Origin of the sequence: Arthrobacter sp. BPSS-3, assembly GCF_044628475.1 — a bacterium.
GTDB lineage: Bacteria > Actinomycetota > Actinomycetes > Actinomycetales > Micrococcaceae > Arthrobacter.
Genome location: NZ_JBIMMV010000001.1, coordinates 558,854 through 581,161, shown reverse-complemented (window position 1 = coordinate 581,161; position 22,308 = coordinate 558,854). Strand labels below are relative to the sequence as shown.

At 67.3% G+C, this 22,308-nt stretch carries 17 protein-coding genes; 3 read left to right on the top strand and 14 right to left on the bottom strand.

The features are described from left to right. Positions 1 to 36 precede the first annotated feature (36 nt). The 4 genes from ACFVY3_RS02790 to fdxA all read right to left on the bottom strand — a co-directional run bounded on the left by ACFVY3_RS02790 (position 37) and on the right by fdxA (position 3,850). Positions 37 to 669 (bottom strand): TetR/AcrR family transcriptional regulator, encoded by a 633-nt coding sequence (locus ACFVY3_RS02790; protein WP_400158681.1) that lies wholly within the window; start codon positions 667 to 669, stop codon positions 37 to 39. A gap of 179 nt (positions 670 to 848) precedes the next feature. Continuing rightward, positions 849 to 2,132, bottom strand: coding sequence for a citrate synthase (locus ACFVY3_RS02785; protein WP_290255781.1), 1,284 nt, complete (start codon positions 2,130 to 2,132; stop codon positions 849 to 851). A 230-nt stretch (positions 2,133 to 2,362) separates the two neighbouring features. Continuing rightward, positions 2,363 to 3,511: a succinyldiaminopimelate transaminase gene (gene dapC / locus ACFVY3_RS02780; protein ID WP_364133072.1), complete on the bottom strand. Its 1,149-nt coding sequence runs from the start codon at positions 3,509 to 3,511 to the stop codon at positions 2,363 to 2,365. A gap of 12 nt (positions 3,512 to 3,523) precedes the next feature. Next, positions 3,524 to 3,850: a ferredoxin gene (gene fdxA / locus ACFVY3_RS02775; protein WP_290255783.1), complete on the bottom strand. Its 327-nt coding sequence runs from the start codon at positions 3,848 to 3,850 to the stop codon at positions 3,524 to 3,526. Positions 3,851 to 4,021: 171 nt separating this feature from the next. On the opposite strand from fdxA, the gene ACFVY3_RS02770 reads away from it, so the two are divergent. Beyond that, positions 4,022 to 4,318: a hypothetical protein gene (locus ACFVY3_RS02770; protein WP_364133075.1), complete on the top strand. Its 297-nt coding sequence runs from the start codon at positions 4,022 to 4,024 to the stop codon at positions 4,316 to 4,318. Here ACFVY3_RS02770 and ACFVY3_RS02765 read toward each other — a convergent pair. Both ACFVY3_RS02765 and typA read right to left on the bottom strand, forming a co-directional pair. After that, the gene (locus ACFVY3_RS02765; RefSeq protein ID WP_364133078.1) at positions 4,315 to 5,649 is read right to left on the bottom strand and encodes an MFS transporter; all 1,335 of its coding nucleotides are present in this window, start codon (positions 5,647 to 5,649) and stop codon (positions 4,315 to 4,317) included. The two genes, ACFVY3_RS02770 and ACFVY3_RS02765, sit on opposite strands and share 4 nt — an antisense overlap. Before the next feature lie 192 nt (positions 5,650 to 5,841). Next, the gene (gene typA, locus ACFVY3_RS02760; protein ID WP_290255786.1) at positions 5,842 to 7,770 is read right to left on the bottom strand and encodes a translational GTPase TypA; all 1,929 of its coding nucleotides are present in this window, start codon (positions 7,768 to 7,770) and stop codon (positions 5,842 to 5,844) included. 295 nt (positions 7,771 to 8,065) lie between these two features. On the opposite strand from typA, the gene ACFVY3_RS02755 reads away from it, so the two are divergent. Further along, on the top strand, positions 8,066 to 8,983 hold the full coding sequence (locus ACFVY3_RS02755) for an SGNH/GDSL hydrolase family protein (protein WP_400158680.1): 918 nt from the start codon (positions 8,066 to 8,068) through the stop codon (positions 8,981 to 8,983). Between the two features lie 116 nt (positions 8,984 to 9,099). Here ACFVY3_RS02755 and ACFVY3_RS02750 read toward each other — a convergent pair whose 3' ends face one another. The 5 genes from ACFVY3_RS02750 to ACFVY3_RS02730 all read right to left on the bottom strand — a co-directional run bounded on the left by ACFVY3_RS02750 (position 9,100) and on the right by ACFVY3_RS02730 (position 16,745). Further along, positions 9,100 to 10,815, bottom strand: a complete 1,716-nt coding sequence (locus ACFVY3_RS02750) for an ABC transporter ATP-binding protein (RefSeq protein ID WP_400158679.1) — start codon at positions 10,813 to 10,815, stop codon at positions 9,100 to 9,102. A gap of 11 nt (positions 10,816 to 10,826) precedes the next feature. Next, entirely contained in the window at positions 10,827 to 11,819 is a 993-nt protein-coding gene (locus ACFVY3_RS02745) for an ABC transporter permease (protein ID WP_290255789.1), read from the bottom strand. Next, positions 11,809 to 12,738, bottom strand: a complete 930-nt coding sequence (locus ACFVY3_RS02740; protein ID WP_400158678.1) for an ABC transporter permease — start codon at positions 12,736 to 12,738, stop codon at positions 11,809 to 11,811. Before ACFVY3_RS02740 ends, ACFVY3_RS02745 begins: the two co-directional genes overlap by 11 nt. Before the next feature lie 255 nt (positions 12,739 to 12,993). Next, positions 12,994 to 14,634 (bottom strand): ABC transporter substrate-binding protein, encoded by a 1,641-nt coding sequence (locus ACFVY3_RS02735; RefSeq protein ID WP_290255791.1) that lies wholly within the window; start codon positions 14,632 to 14,634, stop codon positions 12,994 to 12,996. A gap of 284 nt (positions 14,635 to 14,918) precedes the next feature. After that, entirely contained in the window at positions 14,919 to 16,745 is a 1,827-nt protein-coding gene (locus ACFVY3_RS02730; RefSeq protein ID WP_377972008.1) for an ABC transporter ATP-binding protein, read from the bottom strand. 76 nt (positions 16,746 to 16,821) lie between these two features. Here ACFVY3_RS02730 and ACFVY3_RS02725 point away from each other — a divergent pair, with 76 nt between their 5' ends. After that, the gene (locus ACFVY3_RS02725; protein ID WP_400158677.1) at positions 16,822 to 17,451 is read left to right on the top strand and encodes a PH domain-containing protein; all 630 of its coding nucleotides are present in this window, start codon (positions 16,822 to 16,824) and stop codon (positions 17,449 to 17,451) included. Positions 17,452 to 17,479: 28 nt separating this feature from the next. Here ACFVY3_RS02725 and ACFVY3_RS02720 read toward each other — a convergent pair whose 3' ends face one another. The 3 genes from ACFVY3_RS02720 to ACFVY3_RS02710 all read right to left on the bottom strand — a co-directional run bounded on the left by ACFVY3_RS02720 (position 17,480) and on the right by ACFVY3_RS02710 (position 22,126). Beyond that, positions 17,480 to 18,601: an ABC transporter permease gene (locus ACFVY3_RS02720; RefSeq protein WP_290256469.1), complete on the bottom strand. Its 1,122-nt coding sequence runs from the start codon at positions 18,599 to 18,601 to the stop codon at positions 17,480 to 17,482. A 26-nt stretch (positions 18,602 to 18,627) separates the two neighbouring features. After that, positions 18,628 to 20,169, bottom strand: coding sequence for an ABC transporter permease (locus tag ACFVY3_RS02715; RefSeq protein ID WP_400158676.1), 1,542 nt, complete (start codon positions 20,167 to 20,169; stop codon positions 18,628 to 18,630). Positions 20,170 to 20,344: 175 nt separating this feature from the next. Further along, positions 20,345 to 22,126, bottom strand: a complete 1,782-nt coding sequence (locus tag ACFVY3_RS02710; RefSeq protein WP_290255795.1) for an ABC transporter family substrate-binding protein — start codon at positions 22,124 to 22,126, stop codon at positions 20,345 to 20,347. Positions 22,127 to 22,308 lie beyond the last annotated feature (182 nt).

Genomic DNA, 22,308 nt, shown 5'->3' with positions numbered 1-22,308 from the left:
CAGGTTAGTGGCGGTGCAGGTGATGGTCCCCGGCGGTCAGGCAGGGACCGGGTGCCGCCGATCCAGTGTCGAAAGGTGCGCCTCCAGGACGTCGCGGCACACCTGTGCCGTCATCCATTCCGGCTGCAGCAAGGCATGCAGGACCAGCCCGTCGAGGGTTGCCAGGAGCCGCTCGGCCTCGGTGACCAGCTGTTGCTGGTCCGGCTCCGCGCCGTCTCCGGCGAGGGTGAGGACCAGACGGCCGACGACGGCGGCCACCGCCCGGTGGCTGCGGTCCGCCTCCGGTACCAGGAAAGGGCGGGTACGGGCTGCGGCCTTGAAGGCCATCCAGACGCAGGCGTCCACGGCCCGCTCCTCATCGAGCGGCAGCAGTTCCTCCAGCAGCGCCAGCACGGCGGTCCGGTGGCCGGGGGTGCCGGGGGCTGCCGCGACGAGCTGCTCCTCGGCGCCGAGCAACCGGCCGGTGATGCTGTCAACGGCGACGCTGAAGGAGTGGATGAGCAGCTCGTCGCTGCTGGCGAAGTAGTGCCGCACGGAGCCGACGGCCAAGCCGGCCTCGTCGGCCACCTCACGCAGGGACGCCCGTTCCAGGCCGTCGGTGGCGATAATGCGGAAGACCGCGTCGACAATTTCCTGGCGCCGCAAAACAGCGTCGACAAATTTGGGCATTGCTCCTTTTTAGCACGCACGTGCCCCGTCAACGGCGAACCACGCCGTCCCACCCGTCACTCCTGTACCAGCCACGGGCACTTCCGGCACGGAAAACGGCGGCGGGGGGGCCCCCGGAAAAGGGTGCGCCCCCGCGGCCGTCGGGCTGTGCTCAGCAGTGCAGTGCCGTTGGATGGGACCTAGACGGCCGGGTAGTTCCGTTCCGGCTCTCCCGTGTACAGCTGGCGCGGGCGGCCGATCTTGGTGTTCGGGTCGCTGATCATCTCGCGCCACTGCGCGATCCAGCCGGGGAGGCGGCCGATCGCGAAGAGCACGGTGAACATCTTCTCCGGGAAGCCCATGGCCTTGTAGATCAGGCCGGTATAGAAGTCAACGTTCGGGTAGAGCTTGCGCTGGATGAAGTAGTCATCCTGCAACGCCTTCTCTTCGAGGCGGAGGGCGATCTCGAGCAGTTCGTCGTTGCCGCCGAGCTTGCTGAGGATCTCGTGGGCCGTGGCCTTGACGATCTTGGCGCGCGGGTCGTAGTTCTTGTAGACCCGGTGGCCGAAGCCCATCAGGCGGACGCCGTCTTCCTTGTTCTTGACCTTCTCCATGTAGTCCTCGGGCTTGATGCCGTCGGCCTGGATCTGGCGGAGCATCTTGAGGACGGCCTCGTTGGCGCCACCGTGGGCGGGGCCGAAGAGGGCGTTGATGCCGGCGGAGACGGACGCGAAGAGGTTGGCGTTGGAGGAGCCGACCAGGCGGACCGTGGAGGTGGAGCAGTTCTGCTCGTGGTCCGCGTGCAGGATGAGCAGCAGGTCCAGGGCCTTGGCAACGACCGGGTCGACCTCGTACTGCTCGGCGGGGAGGCCGAAGCTCAGGCGCAGGAAGTTCTCCACCAGGTTCATGGAGTTGTCCGGGTAGAGCATCGGCTGGCCGATGGACTTCTTCAGCGCGTATGCGGCGATGACCGGCATCTTGGCCAGCAGGCGGTAGGTGGAAACCTCGACGTGCTCGGCGTTGAACGGGTCCAGCGAGTCCTGGTAGAAGGTGGACAGCGCGGAGACGGCGGAGGAAAGCACCGGCATCGGGTGCGCGTCGCGCGGGAAGCCGCTGAAGAAGCCCTTGAGCTCCTCATGCAGCAGGGTGTGGTGGCGGATCCGCTGATCGAAGGCCTCCAGCTCGGCCGGCGTCGGCAGGTTGCCGTAGATCAGCAGGTAGGACACCTCGAGGAAGCTCGAGTGCTCGGCGAGCTGCTCGATCGGGTAACCCCGGTAGCGCAGGATGCCGGCGTCGCCATCGATGTATGTGATGGCCGAGGTGGTGGCCGCCGTGTTCATGAAACCGGGGTCAAAGGCAACGGCGCCGGTCTGCTTCAGCAGCTTGGAAACGTCGTAGCCTTCGTTTCCTTCAACAACCTTGATGCGCGGGAGCTCAAGCTCGCCGCCTGCATGACGCAGGGTTGCGCTGGTGGTCTCAGTCATGGATTCTCCTCATGAGGCCCTGGGCCCCTGTTGAAAGCTTGATCCAACATCTGGTGAAGCCGCCCACGGAATCCGCATCTACATGCCGGTTCCAACGGCCGCGCTGCCTTCTTGTGGAAAGCCACCATTGATCGTCAGTTAAAAAGTACCGGGACTTCGCGGGTGGTACTAATCCGCAGGGCCTTCAAGGCGGCGAATCCGCGCTTTGTGTGCCCCGCGTCACAGCATCGTTACGGTCCCGTAGCCAGACGCTCCGCGGCGGTGGCGATCCGCTCGTCGCTGGCCGTGAGGGCCACCCGCACGAAGCCGTTGCCGGCGTCGCCGTAGAACACCCCGGGGCCGACGACGATTCCGCGGTCCGCCAGCCGCCCCACCGTGTCCCAGGTCGGCTCGCCCGCGGTGGCCCACAGGTAGAGTCCGGCGCGGGACTCGTGAATGGTCAGCCCGAAGGACTCCAGTGCGGGAACGATCCGCTCGCGGCGGCCGCGGTACAGGTCCTTCTGCGCGGTGACGTGGGCGTCGTCGCCGAGCGCCACGCGCATGGCCTCCTGGACCGGGTAGGGCACGATCATCCCGGCGTGCTTGCGGCTGTTGACCAGGTTGGCCATCAGGGCCCCGTCGCCGGCGACGAAGGCGGCCCGGTAGCCGGCCAGGTTGGACTGCTTGCTCAGCGAGTAGACCGCCAGCAGCCCCTCGTGGGAGCCGCCCGCCACCCGCGGGTCGAGGATGCTGGGTACGGGTTCCCCGCCTCGCTGGACGTCCCATTCGCCCCAGCCGAGTTCGGCGTAGCACTCGTCGGAGGCGACGACGGCGCCCAGCTCACGGGCCTGCGCCACGATCCGGCGCAGGGACTCGGCGTCGCGGACGCTGCCGGTGGGGTTGGCCGGGGAGTTGACCCAGACGAGCCGGACGCGCGAGCGGGTGCCGGCGTCGAGTTCATCGAGGTCGTCGGCGGCGACGTGCTCCGCGCCGGCGAACGTGGCCCCGATGTCGTAGGTGGGGTACGCGACGGTGGGCCGGACGACGACGTCGCCGGGCTTCAGGCCGAGCAGGAACGGCAGCCAGGCCACCAGTTCCTTGGACCCGACTGTGGGCATGACGTTCTGCGGGTCGAGGCCGGGGACGCCGCGGCGGCGCTCGAACCAGGCGGCGATGGCCTCGCGGAGGGCCGGGGTGCCGTGCACGGTCGGGTAGCCGGGAGCGTTGGCCGCGGCCCGGAGGGCGTCCTGGACCAGGGCGGGCGTGTCATCCACCGGGGTGCCGATGGACAGGTTGGCCACTCCCCCGGGGTGCCCGGCGGCGCGGGCGCTGTAGGGCGCCATCGCCTCCCACGGGTAGTCGGGCAGGCTGAGGCCGAAGCTGCGCACCGCAGAAGTCACCGTGGATCCGTCCTAGTGGTCTTGGTTCTGCGGCGGCAGGGCGGCGATCATCGGGTGGTCGGTGTGGGTGTTGCCGATCTTGGCGGCGCCGCCCGGGGAACCCAGCACGTCGAAGAACTCCACATTGGCCTTGTAGTAGTCCGCCCACTCTTCGGGTGTGTCGTCCTCGTAGTAGATCGCCTCGACGGGGCAGACCGGCTCGCAGGCACCGCAGTCCACGCACTCGTCCGGGTGGATGTACAGGGAACGCTCGCCCTCGTAGATGCAGTCGACGGGGCACTCCTCAATGCATGCCTTGTCCTTAACATCTACACACGGCTGCGCGATTACGTACGTCACGACCCTGGCCTCTCCACGTTGGCTCCGGCTTCCGCCGGGCGTTCTGCCCCGGCCTGAGCGCCGGGCTGCTGACTTCCGAGCCTATTATCCCCCAGCCCGCTCCCGCCAACCTACCCGGCCGTCACAAGACGCCCGCGGCAGGCGGTCTGCCCGCGGACCTAGGATGGTCCGGTGAGCGATTCCCCTTCCCGGCCCCGTGACTTTCTGGCCTCCGCCGCGCCGGGCACCCGGGTGGTGGTCCGGTACCGCATCGAGGGCGGCCTGACCGACGCGCTGGGCGAGCTGCTGGGTTGCGACGGTACCGAGTGCACGGTCCGCACGCGCCGGGAGGACACGGTCATCACGCTGGCGTCCGTGGTGGCGGCGAAGGCCGTGCCGCCGCCTCCGCCCCGCCGGGCGCCGCGGGTGAGGCCGGGCTCTACTGAGCCGGAGAAATCCCAGGACGCTGCCGGGCCGGAGGAAGCCTAGGAGGCGGGTCCCTCGACGCTGTCCGGGAGCTTCCGCATGGACATCAGCGGCGAGAACAGCACCGGCGCCACGGAGAGCAGGCTCAGCGCGGCGCCCAGCCACATGGCGGGCACCATCCCGATTGACTCGCCGAGGAAGCCGCCGATCAGGGCCGCCACCGGCATGACGCCCCAGACGACGCAGCGGACGGAGGCGTTCATCCGGCCCAGCAGCCGCGGCGGGCAGACCCGCTGCCGCATGGTCAGCTGCATAATGTTGTAGACCAGCGCGCCGAAGGTGGTGCCGAACTCGGAGATGGTCAGCAGCACCAGGGCGTTGCCGGGTTCGGTCTGCAGGGCCGCCACCGGCACCAGCACCAGCGCCAGCGACCCAAGCAGTGCCCCCGCCGGGATGACCCGGCCCTCGCCGATCCGGCGGGCAAGCCACGGGCCGGACACCGCGCCCAGCAGGCCGCCCGCGGCGCCGACGGACATGATGATGCCCATACCCTGGGGACCCAGCCCCAGCTGCCGGAGCACCAGCACCGGCAGCAGCGTGAACACCAGCATGCTGGCGAAGTTCATGCCGGCGGTGCAGAGCACCACGCGGCGGATCAGTTCGTGCCGCACCACAAAGGAGAGGCCCTCGCGGATCTCGGTGCCCAGCGAACCGTGTTCCCGGGCCGGGCGGGGCTCCTCACGGTCGCGGGTGCGGGTCAGGAACACGGCGGAGAGCAGGTATCCCACGGACTGGCCGACAAAGAGCACCGGCGCCGTCACCACGGCCAGGAGCGCTCCGCCGGCGGCTGGCCCGCCGATCCGGGCGATCTGGGCCGTGGCCTCGAGTTTGGAGTTTGCCTCGCCCACGTGGCGGGCGGGCACCAGCAGGGGGACGAAGCTCTGATAGGAAACGTCGAAGAACACGGTGGCGACGCCGACGACGGCGGAGATGACGTAGAGGTGCCAGACCTGCAGCGCACCGGCCCACCAGAGCAGGGGCACGGCGCTGATCGCGACCATCCGGACCAGGTCCGCGAGGATCATGGTGCGGCGCTTGAGCCAGCGGTCCACCCAGGCGCCGGCAGGCAGCCCAACCAGCAGGAAGGCGGCGAGTCCGGCGGCGTTGAGGATGCCCACCTCGAACTCGGTGGCGCGCAGCAGGGTCACGGCCAGGACGGGGAACGCGAGCTGTCCGAGCTGGGCGCCGAGCTGCGAAAGGGACTGGGCGGTCCAGAAGACGCCGAAGTTGGCGTCACGCCAGAGCGAGGCCTCCCGGGCAGTGTCCCCCGGTGCCTCAGCGTCCCCGCCGACGTCGGAATCCGCGGCGAAGTCGGCGGGTTTCTGGGCTGTCACCGGGTCAGCTTTGCAGTAGAGGTGACAGCTGTCAATCACTTCGCGGCGCGCCGGGACGGCGCTGCGCCGCACGGCACCGGCAGAACCGGGAGGGCCGCTTAAACGGCTCTGCCGCCGGGCGGCGGTTGGACCGCCTGCCCGACGGCAGCTCGTGGTGGCGCTGGACGCGCCGATGCCCTGGCGGGCTGGACCCTAGGCCTTGGCGCGGGCGCGGTTGGCCTTGGCCCGCTCGTTGGAGTCCAGGATCACCTTGCGGATACGGATGTCTTCCGGGGTGACCTCGACGCATTCGTCCTCGCGGGCGAATTCGAGGGATTCCTCGAGGGTCAGCTCGCGCGGCGGGGTCAGGTTCTCGAAGGAGTCCGAGGAAGCGGCACGCATGTTGGTGAGCTTCTTTTCCTTGGTGATGTTGACGTCCATGTCATCGGCGCGGGAGTTCTCGCCGACGATCATGCCCTCGTAGACCTCGGAGGTGGGCTTCACGAAGAAGGAGCCACGTTCCTGCAGGTTGATCATGGCGAACGGCGTCACGACACCGGCACGGTCGGCAACCATCGAACCGTTGGTGCGGTATTCGATCGGGCCGGCCCACGGCTCGTAGCCCTCGGAGATCGAGGCGGCGATGCCGGCACCGCGGGTGTCCGTGAGGAACCGGGTGCGGAAGCCGATCAGGCCACGGGCGGGAACGATGAATTCCATGCGGCACCAGCCGGTGCCGTGGTTGGCCATGTTGGTCATGCGGCCCTTACGGGCGGCCATCAGCTGCGTCACGGCGCCGAGGTATTCCTCGGGCACGTCGATGGTCATGTGTTCCATCGGCTCGTGGATCTTGCCGTCGATGGTCTTGGTGACAACCTGCGGCTTGCCGACGGTCAGCTCGAAGCCTTCGCGGCGCATCTGCTCGACCAGGATGGCGAGGGCGAGCTCGCCACGGCCCTGGACTTCCCAGGCGTCGGGACGCTCGGTCGGGAGGACCTTGATGGAGACGTTACCGATCAGTTCCTTGTCGAGGCGGTCCTTGACCTGGCGTGCGGTGACCTTGGCGCCCTTGACCTTGCCGGCCAGCGGGGAGGTGTTGATACCGATGGTCATCGAGATGGCCGGGTCGTCAACGGTGATCAGCGGCAGCGGCTGCGGGTTCTCGGCGTCGGTCAGGGTCTCACCGATGGTGATCTCCTCGATGCCGGCGACGGCGACGATCTCGCCCGGTCCGGCGGACTCGGCCGGGACGCGGTCCAGGGCCTTGGTGGCCAGCAGTTCGGTGATCTTGACGTTCTTGAGCTCACCGTTGGCGCGGGCCCATGCCACGGTCTGGCCCTTGCGCAGGGTGCCGTTGTAGATGCGGAGCAGGGCGAGGCGGCCGAGGAACGGGGAGGCGTCCAGGTTGGTGACGTGTGCCTGCAGCACACCGTCCGGGTTGTAGGTCGGGGCCGGGATGTGCTCAATGATGGTCTTGAAGAGCGGTTCCAGGTCCTCGTTCTCCGGGGCGGTGCCGTCGGCGGGCTGCTCGAGGGAGGCGCGGCCGACCTTGGCGGCGGCGTAGACGACGGGAACTTCGAGGATCTTGTCCAGGTCCAGGTCCGGAACCTCGTCCGCGAGGTCCGAGGCCAGGCCCAGGAGCAGGTCCATGGACTCGTGCACGACTTCCTCGATGCGGGCATCGGGACGGTCGGTCTTGTTGACCAGCAGGATCACGGGCAGGTGCGCGGCGAGGGCCTTGCGCAGCACGAAGCGGGTCTGCGGCAGCGGGCCTTCGGAGGCGTCCACGAGGAGGACGACGCCGTCGACCATGGACAGGCCGCGCTCGACCTCACCGCCGAAGTCGGCGTGGCCGGGGGTGTCGATGACGTTGATGGTGATGGTCTCGCCGTTGGAGGACGGACCGTTGTAGGCCACCGTGGTGTTCTTGGCCAGGATGGTGATGCCCTTTTCGCGTTCCAGGTCACCGGAGTCCATGACGCGGTCTTCGAGGTGGTTGTGCTCGGCAAAGGAGTTGGTCTGCTTGAGCATGGCATCGACCAGGGTGGTCTTGCCGTGGTCAACGTGGGCCACAATCGCGACGTTGCGCAGGTCACTGCGCAATGCAGTGGCTACCGCAGTGTTGGTGGTGGTTTCAGACATGCGTTATTGCTCGATTCAGTGGTGAAGTCAGCTGTTGTATCGCGACATTTCCGACCGGAACGCACGACAGGAATGGCCCGTTCGCACAGGGCACCTGCATCCATTCTAGCGGCTCGGGCATTTATTGGCCTAAATCGCCCGCCGGCGCGGGGATCCCCGGGCACCGGGCCCGGCGCCCGGCGACGGCGGCGGCGGCCCGGCGGGGTCGTGTCCACGTGAGGAATGTCACTGGCTTTTGGGAGCGAAGTACCGCATTATTGCCGTGGTAAAGAAAAGCAAAGCCCGGAGACCCCAGATGCGAATCGCCTCGGCTCTGACCCGCTACGCCGCACCTGTGATCGCCACCGGCGTTCTCCTGGCCGGCTGCGGGCAGGCACCCACCACTTCCTCGTCCGGCCCGGACTCACCGGCCAGCGCCAGCGCCAGCGCCCCCGCCTCCGGCGTACCCGGAAAGTCGGCGGCCCGTGCGGGTGCAGGTGCGTCCGGCGAACCGGTCGCCGCCGGCGGGCAGAAGTCCCTGCTGGCACCCCTGCCCAACCCGGCCACCATGGCCCCGGGCACGGTATACCGCAACCCGGCCAACGGCCGGGAAGAGGTCATCGTGGCCAACATCTCCCGGACCGCGCTCCTGATCGGCGACTCCCAGTCCGAACCGACCAACGGGTGGCCCCGGCAGGGCCTCTCCGCGGCCGGGTACGACGTTTTCTTCTGCGGCCTGGGCGGAACCGGCTATGTCGCGGCGAACGGGAAGACCGGCAACTACGTCGACGCCCTGCAGCGCGGGGACTGGAAACTGCCCTACGGCGCGCCCGCCCTGGTTGTGATGGAAGGCGGCGGCAACGATGCCACCCGCGGGGCCACCGACGCCCAGATCGTGGCCAACGCCGAGCGGCTGATCGCTTCCCTCAAGCAGCGCTACCCCTCCGCCCGGCTGGCGATGATCGGCACCCTGGCCCGCGGGGCGAACTACGGCGGCGGTCGCCGGACCCAGGTGGATTCGCTGCTGGGCGGCCTTGCGGCCCGGCATTCCATCCCGTTCATCAGCACCGGCGACTGGCTGACCAAGTACAACCTGACCTCGCAGATGGCCGACGGCGTGCACATGAACAGCACCGGCCACGCCGCGCTGGGTACGATCCTGGCCGGCAAACTCAAGGATCTGGGCCTCGAACTTCCCCCGCCCGGGCCCGTGACCACCGAGCCCGGCAACTAAGCAGCGGTACGTAAGGACCGGGAAGAGCTAAACAAAAGGGAGCCGGTGACCACCCCGCGGGGTGGTCACCGGCTCCCTTTCTTCGTGCGGACCCGCAGGGGCGTCCTGCCTGGAGGTTAGGCGACGTCCGGCGGGAGCATCAGCTTGGCGCCGGGGATGGCGTTCAGCAGGGCCTTCGTGTACTCCATCTGCGGCGCGTCGAAGACGTCGTCGGTCGAACCGGTCTCCACCAGCTTGCCCTTTTCCATCACGCAGACGTGGTCCGCGATCTGCCGGACCACGGCCAGGTCGTGGGTGATGAAGAGGTAAGTCAGGCCCAGCCGCGACTGCAGGTCCGCGAGCAGGTTCAGCACCTGCGCCTGGACCAGCACGTCGAGGGCGGAGACGGCCTCGTCACAGATGATGACCTCGGGATCGAGGGCCAGGGCACGGGCGATCGCGACGCGCTGGCGCTGGCCGCCGGAGAGCTCGTTCGGGTAGCGCTGCATGGTGGACTGCGGCAGGGCCACCTGGTCCAGCAGTTCGCGCACCTTCTTTTCCCGGCTGGCCTTGGTCCCGATCTTGTGGGTGCGCAGCGGTTCCTCGATGGTCCGGAAGATGTTGTACATCGGATCGAGGGAACCGTACGGGTCCTGGAAGATCGGCTGGACACGGCGGCGGAACGCGAAGATTTCCTTGGCGTTCAGCGTCGAGGTGTCCACGCCGTCGAACACGATCTTGCCGGAGGTGGGCTGGAGCAGGTTCAGCACCATCTGCGCCACCGTGGACTTGCCGGAGCCCGACTCCCCCACGATCGCCGTCGTCGTGCCGCGCTTGACGCTGAAGGACACGTCGTCCACCGCGGTGAAGTCGGTGGACCGGCCCAGGCCGGAGCGGAGCTTGAAGACCTTGCGGAGGTTCTCGATCTTGAGCACCTCGTCCGGCTTCGCGGCCTCGACCACGCCTTCCTCGGCGGGGGCGAGCAGGTCCTCGGACTCGACGCCCTGCTCCTTGGCGACCTGGATCCGGCGGGACGCCAGCGACGGCGCGGAGGCGACCAGGCGCTGCGTGTACGGGTGCTGCGGGTTGCGCAGCAGTTCCAGCGACGGACCCGATTCCACCACCTGGCCGCGGTACATCACGACCACCTTGTCGGCGCGTTCGGCGGCGAGGCCGAGGTCGTGGGTGATCAGCAGCACGGCGGTGCCGAGCTCGGTGGTCATCTTGTCCAGGTGGTCAAGGATCTGGCGCTGCACGGTCACGTCCAGGGCCGACGTCGGCTCATCGGCGATGAGCAGGCGCGGCTGGCAGGACAGGCCGATGGCGATCAGCGCGCGCTGGCGCATGCCGCCGGAGAACTCGTGCGGGTACTGCTTGGCGCGCCGTGCGGCGTCCGGCAGGCCGGCCTGCGAGAGGACCTTGGCGACGTCGTCGGGACCGTCGGGCAGACCATTGGCCTTGAGCGTCTCACGGACCTGCTGGCCGATCTTCCAGACCGGGTTGAGGTTGGACATCGGGTCCTGCGGGACCATGCCGATGCTGTTGCCGCGCAGTTCGATCATGCGCTTCTCGCCGGCGTTGGAGATGTCCTCGCCGTCGAACAGGATCTGGCCGCCGGAGACCCGGCCGTTGGTGGGCAGCAGGCCGATCGCGGCCAGCGCGGTCGTGGACTTGCCCGAGCCGGACTCGCCCACGATCGCGACCGTTTCGCCCGGCATCACGGTGAGGTGGGCGTTGCGGACGGCGTTGACGTCGCCGCCGCCGGTCTTGAAGGTGATCGCCAGGTCCCGGATTTCCAGGAGCGGACGCACGGCGGCCGTTCCCTCTTCACGGATTTCAACAGGGGTGTTCATGGCTTCCCCTTTCATCGCTTGCGCGCTTTGGGATCGAGAGCATCACGGAGGGCGTCGCCCAGCATGATGAAGCTCAGAACGGTGATGGAGAGGGCGATGGCCGGGTAGAGCAGCGGCATCGGGTTCGAGCGCAGGGAGGCCTGCGCTGCCTGGATGTCGTTACCCCAGGACATCACGCTGGGCGGGAGGCCGATGCCCAGGAAGGACAGCGTGGATTCGGCCACGATGAAGGTACCCAGGGAGATGGTGGCCACGACGATGATCGGGGCCAGCGAGTTCGGCATGACGTGACGCATCAGGGCGCCGAACTTGGAGACACCCAGGGAACGCGCGGCGGTGACGAAGTCGGCGTTGCGGACCTCGATCACGGCGCCGCGGGTGATGCGGGCGATCTGCGGCCAGCCGAACGCCATTAGGATCAGCACCAGGGTCCACGCGGTGCGGTTGGAGCGGAACATCGGCAGCTGCATGACGACGATCGCGCCGAGGATCAGCGGCAGCGCGAAGAAGATGTCGTTGATGCGGGCCAGGACCGCGTCAACCCAGCCGCCGTAGTAGCCGGCCAGAGCGCCCATGATGCCGCCGATGACCAGGACACCGATGGTGGTGAACAGGCCGACGGTCACGGAGGAGCGCGTGCCGTAGATGACGCGGGCGTAGACGTCGCAGCCCTGCTGGGTGAAGCCCAGCGGGTGGCCGCCGGTGGGGCCGCCGTCGGAGTTGGCCAGCTGGCAGGCCTCGGAGGTGGGGTCGATGCCGGAGAACAGTCCCGGGAAGAGGGACACGGCCACGACCACCAGGATCAGGAACGCGGAGATCAGGAACAGCGGCTGCTTGCGCAGGTTGCGCCAGGCCTCGGCCCAGAGGCTCAGGGGTGCCTGGTCCTCCTTGACCTTGTCCGTGGCCTGCAGCGGGGTCTCGGAGAAGTCGGCGACGAAGTGCTCGATGTGGCGCGGGGCGGGCATCGAAGCGTCCTGCCGTGCGGGATTGGTTTCAGGAGTCATAGCGGATCCTCGGGTCAAGCCAGGCGTAGAGCAGGTCAACGAGCAGGTTGGAGAGGCAGTAGATCAGCACCAGGACGGTGACGATCGAGACCACCGTGGGTCCCTCGCCGGAGAGCACGGCCCGGTAGAGCCGGTTGCCGACGCCGGGCACGTTGAAGATGCCTTCGGTGACGATCGCGCCGCCCATCAGGCTGCCCAGGTCCGCGCCCAGGAAGGTGATGACGGGGATCAGGGAGTTGCGCAGGATGTGCACGCGGACCACGCGGAACCGGGACAGGCCCTTGGCGGTGGCGGTGCGCACGTAGTCGGCGTTCATGTTCTCGATCACCGAGGCGCGGGTCAGGCGCAGCACGTACGCGAAGGAGCCCAGGCCCAGCACGATCGCGGGCAGGATCAGGTCCTGCACCGTGGCCGCGGAACTGACCGTGGGCTTGGCCCAGCCGAGCTGGACGCCGATGGTGAACTGCAGCAGGAAGCCAAGGACGAAGATCGGGATGCCGATGACGATCAGGGACGCCACGAGGACGGTCGCGTCAAAGAGCTTGCCCTTCCGCAGGCCGGCGATCAGGCCGAAGATGATGCCGAAGACGGCCTCGAAGATCAGCGCCATGATGGCCAGGCGGGCGGTAACCGGGAACACCTCGCCCAGCACGGCGGCGATGGGACGGCCGGAGAAGTCCTGGCCGAGGTCGAAGGTGAAGATGCTCTTGAGGTAGAGCAGGTATTGGATCCAGAACGGCTGGTCCAGGTGGTACTGCGCGCGGAGCTTCGCGGCGACGGCCTCGTTGACCGGCTTGTCGCCGAAGAGGGCGACGATCGGGTCACCGGGGAGGCTGAAGACCAGGAAGTAGACCAGCAGCGTTGCGCCCAGGAAGACGGGGATCAGTTGGAGAAAACGCTTGAGGATGTAAGTCGCCATCAGCGAAGCACACCCTTGTCAGCAGGCATCCGGTCCAGGGATGCGGCGGAGTTGTTCATCGAAGAACCTTTTCACTTTGGACTGCAGCCCGGCGCCGGGTCGGTCACGGAGGACGGGCTGCAGAGTTCACCCGAGGCGGTGGCCGTCAGGGCGGACTGTCAGGGAGAACTTGCGGGGATCTGTCCGGAAAACAGAGTGGAAGCAGAACAACGGCGGAGGCCCCAATCCAGGCAGCCCCCGCCGTCGTTCAGTTATTTACTTGCCGCTGATGTTGTAGTACAGCGGGACGCCGTCCCAGCCGTAGTCAACGTTGGTGACCTTGTCGCTCCAGCCGCCCTGGGCAACCTGGTACCACAGGGGGATGGCCGGAAGGTCGGTCAGGAGGATTTCCTGGGCCTTGTTCATGGCCTTGTTGCCGTCGGCGACGGTGGAGGCGTTCAGGCCGTCGGAGATGGCCTTGTCGAACGTCGGGTTCGCGTACTTCGCGTCGTTGGAGCCGGCACCGGTCTTGTAGATCGGGCCGAGGAAGTTGTACAGCGACGGGTAGTCGGCCTGCCAGCCGGCGCGGATGGCACCGGTCAGGGTCTTGGCGGTGGCGTCGTTGCGGGCTTCCTTGAACGTGGCGTAGGGCTTGCCCTCAACCTTGATGCCGAGGGTGTTCTTCAGCTGGTTCACAACAGCCTCAACCCATGCCTTGTGGCCGCCCTTGTCGGCGTTGTAGGCGATGGTGAAGGTCTTGTCAGCGTCCCACTTCTGGATCGCGTCGGCCTTGGCCCAGGCGTCCTTGGCCTTGGTGGCGTCGAACTTCAGGTTGTCAGAACCCGGGATCGAGTCGCTGTAGCCGTCCAGCACGGGGGCGGTGAAGTCCTTGGCGGGCTGGCGTGCACCGTTGAAGATGACCTTGGTGATCTCATCGCGGTTGATGGCCATGGAGATGGCCTGGCGGCGCAGCTTGCCGGCCTCGCCGCTCCACTCCGGCAGGTATTCCGGGATGGCGATGGTCTGGTTGCCGGCGTACGGCTTGTTGATGGTGCGGTCACCCAGGTCGGACTTGTAGTTCTTCAGGGCGCTCGTCGGGATGGTCTGCAGGATGTCCAGGTTGTTGGACAGCAGGTCCTGGTACGCGGCGTCGTCGTTCTGGTAGATCTTGAACGTCACGCCGGCGTTCTTGGCCTTGCGCGGGCCGTTGTAGTCCGGGTTCGGGACCAGCTGGATCTGCACGTTGTGCTGCCAGCCGCCGTCGGCCATCTTGTACGGGCCGTTGCCGACCGGCTTCTCGCCGAAGCCCTTCGGGTCCTTCAGGGCACCGGACGGGACCGGCACGAAGGCGGTGTAGCCCAGGCGCAGCGGCCAGTCGGATTCCGGCTGGGAGAGTTCAACGGTGAAGGTCTGGTCGTCAACGACCTTCAGGCCGGACATGGTCTCGACCGTGGAGCCTTCCTTGCTGGCCTCGTCGTAGCCCTTGATGGACTCGAAGAAGCCACCGCTGAGCTGTGCGTTCTTCGCGGCGGCACCGAAGTTCCAGGAGTCAACGAAGGTCTTGGCCGTGATGGCCTCGCCGTTCGTGAACTTCTGGTCCTTCTTGATCTTGATCGTGAAGTGCTGGCCGTCCTTGCCCTCGATGGACTCGGCCAGTTCGTTCACGGGCTTGCCGTTGGGGTCGTAGCTGACCAGACCGGAGAACATCATGTCGATGACCTTGCCGCCGCCAACTTCATTGGTGTCGGCAGGCATCAGCGGACGCTGGGGCTCGGAACCGTCAGCAATGATGACCTTGCTGGTGTCGCCACCGGTGCTGCCGCCGGCGGTGTTGGAACCGCCGCCGCCGCAACCGGTCAGGGTCATGGCAGCGATAGCCACCAGGCCCAGTGCTTTGGAAGTGCGCGAAAAACGCATTCCTCCTCCTAAGAGTTGTGGGAGTTCTGCGGGAGAGACTTGTGCTTCCCGGCAGGCGCGGGCACAGGGATATCCCTGTGACGTGGCCTACATATGGAAGTAGCCTAACCGCAAGATGTCCAGATCATGGAACTCCGTTGCCAAACCGTGACTCGACAGCACTGTGACGGCTAGCGTCAAGCGCAACGTATTTCAAGTCACAGATTACTGGCTGGTAGGATACGTGCCCGCTTCTCCCCTTCCTCGTGGATTCCCTCCCTGTTGCCTCTCTCCGAGCCCCTCTCCTAGCTGGCGCCCGAGAGCAGCTGGGCCCGCAGCTCGCGCCGCTCCCGCTGCTTCTCCGGGTCCGGCAGCGGCACGGCGGCCAGCAGGCGCTGGGTGTACGGCTCCTGGGGGTTCCTCAGGATCTGGTCGCGGCTGCCCTGTTCGACGATCCGGCCCCGCTGCATCACGCAGATGCGGTCGGCGAGGACATCGACGACGGCGAGGTCGTGGGTGACGAAGAGGCAGGCGAAGCCGAGTTCCTTCTGCAGGTTCTGGAACAGCTCCAGCACCTTGGCCTGGACCGAGACGTCGAGGGCGGAGGTGGGTTCGTCGGCCACCATCAGCTTTGGCTTCAGGGAGAGGGCCCGGGCGATGCCGACGCGCTGCTTCTGGCCGCCCGAGAGTTCGTGCGGGTAGCGGTTGCGGTAGTTGCGCGGCAGCTCCACCTGGTCCAGCAGCGCCTCGATCCGGGTTTGCAGCTCGGCACCCTTCGCGACGCCGGCCAGGAACATCGGCTCGCCGATGCTCTCGCCGATGGGCAGGCGGGGGTTCAGCGAGGAGGACGGGTCCTGGAAGACCATGCCCACGTGGCGGCGCATCTCGTGCAGCTGCCGGCCGTTGCGCTTGGCGGCGGAGATGTCCTGCCCCACCACCTTCATGGTGCCGGCCGCGACGGGCAGCAGGCCGACGGCGGCGCGTCCGATGGTGGTCTTGCCGGAGCCCGACTCCCCCACCAGGCCGACGACCTGGCCCGGGTAGATCGCCAGGTTGGCGCCCTCCACCGCGCGGAAGGCCGGCACCCGGCCCTGCTTGGGGTATTCGATCGCGACGTCGGTCAGTTCCAGGACCGGGTCGCCCTGCGGCTTGGCGGTCTCCGCGGCGGCGGCGAGGGCCGCGGCATTGGCCCGTTCCCGGCGGAGGAGTTCCTCGTGCGGGATGGCCTCGAGGTCGGCCTGGGTGGCGGCGGCGAGGGCCGCGGTGACGTCGACGTCACCGTCGGCCTCCCCGCCCTGGCCCAGGTGCGGCACGGCGTCCAGGAGCGCCTTGGTGTACTCGTGCTGCGGGTTGTGGAAGATCTCCGCCGCCGTGCCGGTCTCCACAATCACGCCGCGGCGCATGACCGCGATCCGGTCCGCGAGGTCGGCGACGACGCCCATGTCGTGGGTGATCAGGACGATCGCGCTGTCGAGCTTGTTACGGAGGTTCCGCATCAGGTCCAGGATTTCGGCCTGGACGGTGACGTCGAGGGCCGTGGTGGGCTCGTCGGCGATCAGCAGCTTGGGGTCGCAGGAGAGCGATTGGGCGATCATGGCGCGTTGCCGCTGGCCGCCGGAGAGCTGGTGCGGGTAGGAGCGGAAGGCCTTCTCCGGGTCCGGCAGCTCCACCAGCTCGAGCATCCGCACGGCCCGTTCCCTGGCCTGGTCCGGGGAGACCTCGTTGTGCAGCCGGATGGTTTCCACGATCTGCGCCCCGACGGTGTAGACCGGGTTCAGTGCGGTCATCGGCTCCTGGAAGATGACGGCGACGTCCTTGCCGCGGACGGCCCTGATGTTGGCTTCGCTGCCGCCGAGGAGTTCCTTGCCGGCCAGCTTGACGCTGCCGTTGACGCGGCTGTTGCTCGGCAGCAGGCCCAGCAGCGCCATGGAGCTGGCGCTCTTGCCGGAGCCGGACTCGCCGACGATCGCGAGGACCTCGCCGGCCCGGACCTCGTAGTTCAGCCGGATGGCGGCCGGGACCCATTTCTTGTCCACGCCGAAGTCGACGCTGAGGTCGCGGACCTCCAGGACGACGTCGCCCTTGCCGGGGGCGGAGGGCTGCGCCGGGTCCACGGTGATGAAGTCAGTCATGATGGGGTGTTCCTTCCGCCGGGCCGCCGCACCGGGAATTTAGTGCGTTCGGCCGGAATGCTGAAATATGGGGGGCATGAGCACAGCGCCCGATGCCGGTAACGTCGAAATCTTCAAGGCCCGGACCAATAAATGGTTCGCCGGCCTGGCCTGGGGTGTGGGGCTGCTGGGCCTGGTCGTGACGGTGGCCTCGGCCGGTCCCGCGGGGCTGCTGGGCACCGCTCCCCTGCTGCTGGTGGCCTTCCTGGGCTGGCAGTTCTTTTGGCTTCCCGCCGTCGTGGTGCACGACGGCGGGGTCACCCTGGAGAACCCGTTCCGGTCCGTCGAGGTGCCGTGGGCGGCGCTGGTGCATGTGGACACCGGCTACGCCCTGACGCTCGTGACGGCACAAAAGAGCTACGCCGCGTGGGCAGCCCCCGCGCCGGGCATCTGGGGCGGCCGCAACGCCCGCCCCGAGGACCTGCGCGGGCTGCCGGACACCAGCTACGGCCCGGGCAACTCGGTGCGCCCGGGAGACCTGAAGACCACCGACTCGGGCCAGGCCGCCCGGCTGGTGCGCGGCCGCTGGCAGGCTCTGGTGGAGAGCGGCGCCCTGGCCGCCGGCGAGGCCGCCACCACCGCGGTGTCCGTGACCCCGCGGTGGGCGGCGATCGCCGTCGCCGTGGTGCTGCTGGCGGCCAGCGTCTGGACCGTCGCCGCCGTCTAGCCTGCGGCCCGGGTTCGGGGCTGTCACCTTAGTCGTCCTTGGTGCCATCGAAGGCGGTGACCGCGGACTTTTCCGCTGCCGGCGAGGCACCCGCTGCAGCGGGAGAACCGGCGGGGGTGCCCGCGGCGGCGTCGGCTTCGCGGGCCTTCTTGGCGTTGAACTTCTTCTGCCGCGGGTCGAAGGCATCCCGCAGTCCGTCGCCGATGAAGTTGATGCTCAGGCAGATCAGCACGATGAACAGGCCGGGGAACCAGAACAGCCAGGGCCGGGTGGCGAAGGCCTGCTGGTTCTGCGAGATGAGCAGGCCCAGGGACGTGTCTGGGGCCTTGACGCCGACGCCCAGGAAGCTCAGAGCGGTCTCGGTGAGGATGGCCGCGGACATGGTGAGGGTGACGTTGACGATCAGGACGCCGACGGCGTTGGGCAGGATGTGCTTGAAGATGATCCGGGCGTTGCTGGCACCGGAGATCCGGGCGGCGTCGACGAATTCGCGTTCCCGCAGGGACAGGAACTCGCCGCGCATGAGGCGGGCGAGGCTGACCCAGCTGATCAGGCCGAGGAAGATGCCCAGGGCCAGGACGCCGTTGCTGCTGGCGAAGGAGGCGAACCAGCTGCCGGAGTCGCGCCGGCCGGCCATCTGCGCCATGACCGCCGCGAGCAGCAGCGCCGGGATGATGATGATGACGTCGGTGAGGCGCATCAGGATGGCCTCGGCCCAGCCGCGGAAGTAGCCGGAAATCGCCCCGACCAGGACGCCGAGCAGGCCGGCGATCAGGCCGATGACCACCATGACGGTGATGGACTGCTGCGCTCCGCGCATGGTCATGGCGAACAGGTCGCGGCCGATCCGGTCCTGGCCGAAGGGGTGCTCGCCCCAGGCCAGCGGCCAGAGCGAGGAGGTGGGGGCGCCGTCGTTGACCAGGGCGGAGACCTGTTCGTGGTTGTACTTCCACCAGCCGGGGATGCCGAGGTAGCCCACGGAGGTGAAGGCCATCAGGAAGATGATGGCGAAGACCACCAGGCCGATGATCGCGCCGGTGTGGCCGAGGAAGCGCTTGCGTACGATCTGGCCCTGGCTCAGGCCCTTGGCTTCGAGGACGGGTTCTATGCCGGCCGCGGGGGCACCCTTGAGGGCCGCGTCCTCGGCCATGATTTCGTCTTGCTGGCTTGGCTGGCTCATGCTTTTACCCTTACGCGCGGATCAAGTGCGGAGTAGGCGAGGTCCGCAATGAGGTTGAAACCCATGGCCGTGATGGCCACACAGACGAAGACGCCCATGACCGGGTTGGGGTCGGTGTGGGAGATGCCGTCCAGGAACAGGAAGCCCATGCCGCGCACCGAGAACACGGATTCGGTGATGACGGCGCCGCCGATCAGGCCGCCGATGTCGAAGGCCACGATGGTGGCGATGGGGATCAGGGCGTTCCGGAAGGCGTGCCGCATGACCACGGTCCGTTCCGAGACGCCCTTGGCGCGGGCGGTGCGGATGTAGTCCATGTTCATGATTTCCAGCATCGAGGCCCGGGTGAAGCGGGTGTAGCTGGCCAGCGAGATGAGGATCAGTGCCATGGTGGGCAGGATCAGGTGGGTGAAGGAGTCCAGGCCCAGGATCCAGAAGTCGCCCTCGATGTTGGGGGTGCCGGCGCCGATCGTGGCGATCGGGCGGCCGCGGACGCGGCTGTTGTCGAAGTAGCTCGGCCAGGCCTGCATGAACCGGTCCAGCAGGATCATTCCGCCGACCAGGAACGAGGTGATCGCGGCGGCGCGCATGGACTGGCCGCGGTCGTAGCCGCCCATCAGGTAGCCGATGCCGAGGCCCACCAGGACCGCGGCGACGGCCAGCAACACGATCATCAGGAAGGTCGCCTGGTCCAGCAGCGGCTGGACCACGAAGTAGAGGACGACGCCGACGGCGACGGCGATCAGCGAGGATTGCAGCGCCTTGCGGTTTTTCAGGCCCGCCGAGAGCAGGGTGACGGCGAAGGCGATGCCGACGCCCGCGATGGCGATCACCACTGGTCCGAGGCCCGGGTTCTTGAACCAGAGGGTCGCGGAGAAGTAGATCAGGACGGCGCTGACGAAGGCAAAGACGACGGCGCCGACGGTGAGCCGCCGCCGCAGTGCGCCGCCGGCGGCGACGGCGACGATCACGCCGAGGACCAGGCCGATGGCCAGGGCAATGGGCAGCGGGACGTCGGGGTCCCTCAGGAAGTTGTTGAAGCCGATGGCGCCGAATTCCTTGAGCAGGACGGCGACCCAGAAGATCGGCAGCGAGAAGAACAGGAACGCCATGAAGGTGACGCCGTAGTCCAGGGCGCTGTACTGGCGCAGGGCGGTGATGATGCCAAGTGTGATGCCGATCAGGATGGCCAGGATCGTGGCACCGGTGACCAGGGTCAGGGTCTGGATCAGGGCGTGGCCGAGGGCGTCCGTGACGGGCTGCCCGGCGATGTTCTTGCCCAAGTCGCAGGAGTTGGCGAACGGCACCAGGCACTGGGCCGCTCCGCCGAGCCAGCGGAAGTAGCGCACCGGGGCGGGGACGTCCAGCTGCAGCAGCTGCGTCCGGGCGTCCATCAGGGCCTGTTTCTGCGGGGAGTTATTGACCCGGAATTCCTCCAGGGGGTCTCCGGACGCCGCCGTCAGGAGGTAGACCAGGAAGGAAGCGCCGAGAAGGATGAGGGCGGCCGTCATGAGCCGCCGGACTACGTAAGTCACCATGGGAGTACAACCTCGGTATTCAGGTCCTGGGATTGCCGGGACCGGTTGCTGGGTTCGCGCCTGCCGCGGGGATACGGCGGGCCAAACCTCTGTGGGGTGCCGCTAGAAAGGCGTCGGGACCGTGGAGCCTTGGTCCCGACGCCTTTCGCCAGCACGTGTTACTTGCGGTCGTCGGCTACTTCTGAGCCCACTCCCAGAAGTTCCACCAGACGCCGGTCTGGTTCGGCATGTACTTCACACCGGTGATGCGGTCGGAGTAGGCGTCAACGCCCACTGCCTGGAACAGCGGCAGACCGTACGCGGAATCCCAGATCTTCTTGTCGATCTGCTGGATGAGGCCGTCCTGCTTGCTCTTGTCGGTGGTGACGATCAGCTCGTCCATCAACTTGTCAGCATCCTTGTCGGAGAACTTGTTGAAGTTGGAGTCGTTGCCGGTCTTGAAGATCTGCGGGACGCCGGAAACGCCGACACCCGGGTTGATCCAGCCGAAGATGGTGGCGTCGTAGCCACCCTTGCCCAGGGCCTTGCCCCAGTCGGACTTGCCGAGACCGCCGTCGACGATCTTGAAGCCGGCCTTGGCGGCGGACTCGCGGATCAGGGAGAAGGCGTCAACGCGGTTGGGGTTGTCCTTGTTGTACATGATGCGGACTTCGGGGGTGGCACCGTTAAGCAGCTTCTTGGCGCCGTCGATGTCGACATCCTGGTACGCGGAGGAGCCGTTGTTCTTGACCGAGTCGGCATAGGCGGCCTGGTCCGGAACGAACAGCTGGGAGTCGAGCGGCTTGGCCTTGTCGTCCAGCTTCTTGACGATCTTGTCGACGATGTCCTTGCGCGGGACGGTCTTCATGAACGCCTCGCGGACGTTCTTGTCCGCGAACGGGCCGCTGTAATTCAGGTCGATGTGGTCGTAGGAGAGCTGGTTGCCCTGGTCGACGGTCACGCCTTGGCTCTGCAGCGCCTTGAGCTGGTCCACCGTGTCGGCGGAGGCCTGCGGGGCGATGATGTCCGCTTCGCCGTTCTTCAGCGCCTGGACCTGGGCGGCGGAGTCGCCGATGTAGCGGACGGTGATTTCGTCCAGCTTGGCGTCCGGGCCCCAGTTGTAGTCCTTATTCTTGACCATGGTCAAGGACTGGTCCTGGTTGATGGTCTTGACGACGTACGGGCCATTGGAGAGGAAGAGCTCCGGGTCGGCCGGCAGGGTCTTGGTGTCGAAGCCGGTGTTCCAGAGGTCCGACATGGCCTTGAGCTGCGCGTTGGCGGGCTTCGGGGCCTTGGAGTCGCCGCGGGGCATGCCCTTGAGCAGGCTCACGAACGCCTTGGCGTCGGCCAGGCCGGCCTTCTTGGCCAGGACGTGCGCGGGGATGTCGATGCCCGGGCCACCGAGGGCGATTTCCCAGTCGGCGAACGGCTTGGAGTACTTGATGGTCATCGACTTGCCGTCGTCGCTCAGCTCCGGGAAGTCGGTGAGCGCCAGGCCGGTGGGGTCACCGGCGTAGGAGAAGTAGGAGGTACCGGTCTTGGCATCGGCGTCTGCGTCGTTGTAGTAGCCGGAGAAGGCCGCCCACTGCAGCAGGAGGTCGGCGGTGGTGACGGGGGTGCCGTCGGACCACTTCACGCCGTCGTTGATAGTGTATTTCACCGTCAGCGGGTTATCGGAGGTCTTCTCCATCTTGCCGAACTTTTCGTTGCGGACAACGTTCAGCTTGTTATCGATGTAGTAGAAGCCCGAGTGGGTGGCGTAGCTGACCTTCGAGTTGATGTCAGTGTTGCCGTCGGCGGTGTTCGGGTTGAACGTGTTGAACGCGTTAACCTCGACGACCGTTGCCGATCCGCCGGTTTTGCCTGCCGCGGCTGACGACGACGGGGTTGACCCGCCGCTGTTGCCGGCGCAGGCGCTGAGTGCGAGGGCAGCTGCCGCTGCCACCCCCACCGCTTTGGAAATACGACCGAAGCGCATTCCGCCTCCTTGTTTCTGTGGTGTGGATGAGACCTGCGCCAACGGCACCGGCCAGACGCCCACACTCCCCCAGCGGCAGTGTGGTTCGTCTCACATGGCATGAACTGTAAACCCGGGATGGGGCGGAATGGTGGGAAATTCGGACAGCACTATCGTTCGTTATCGAGCTGTAACAAACTATG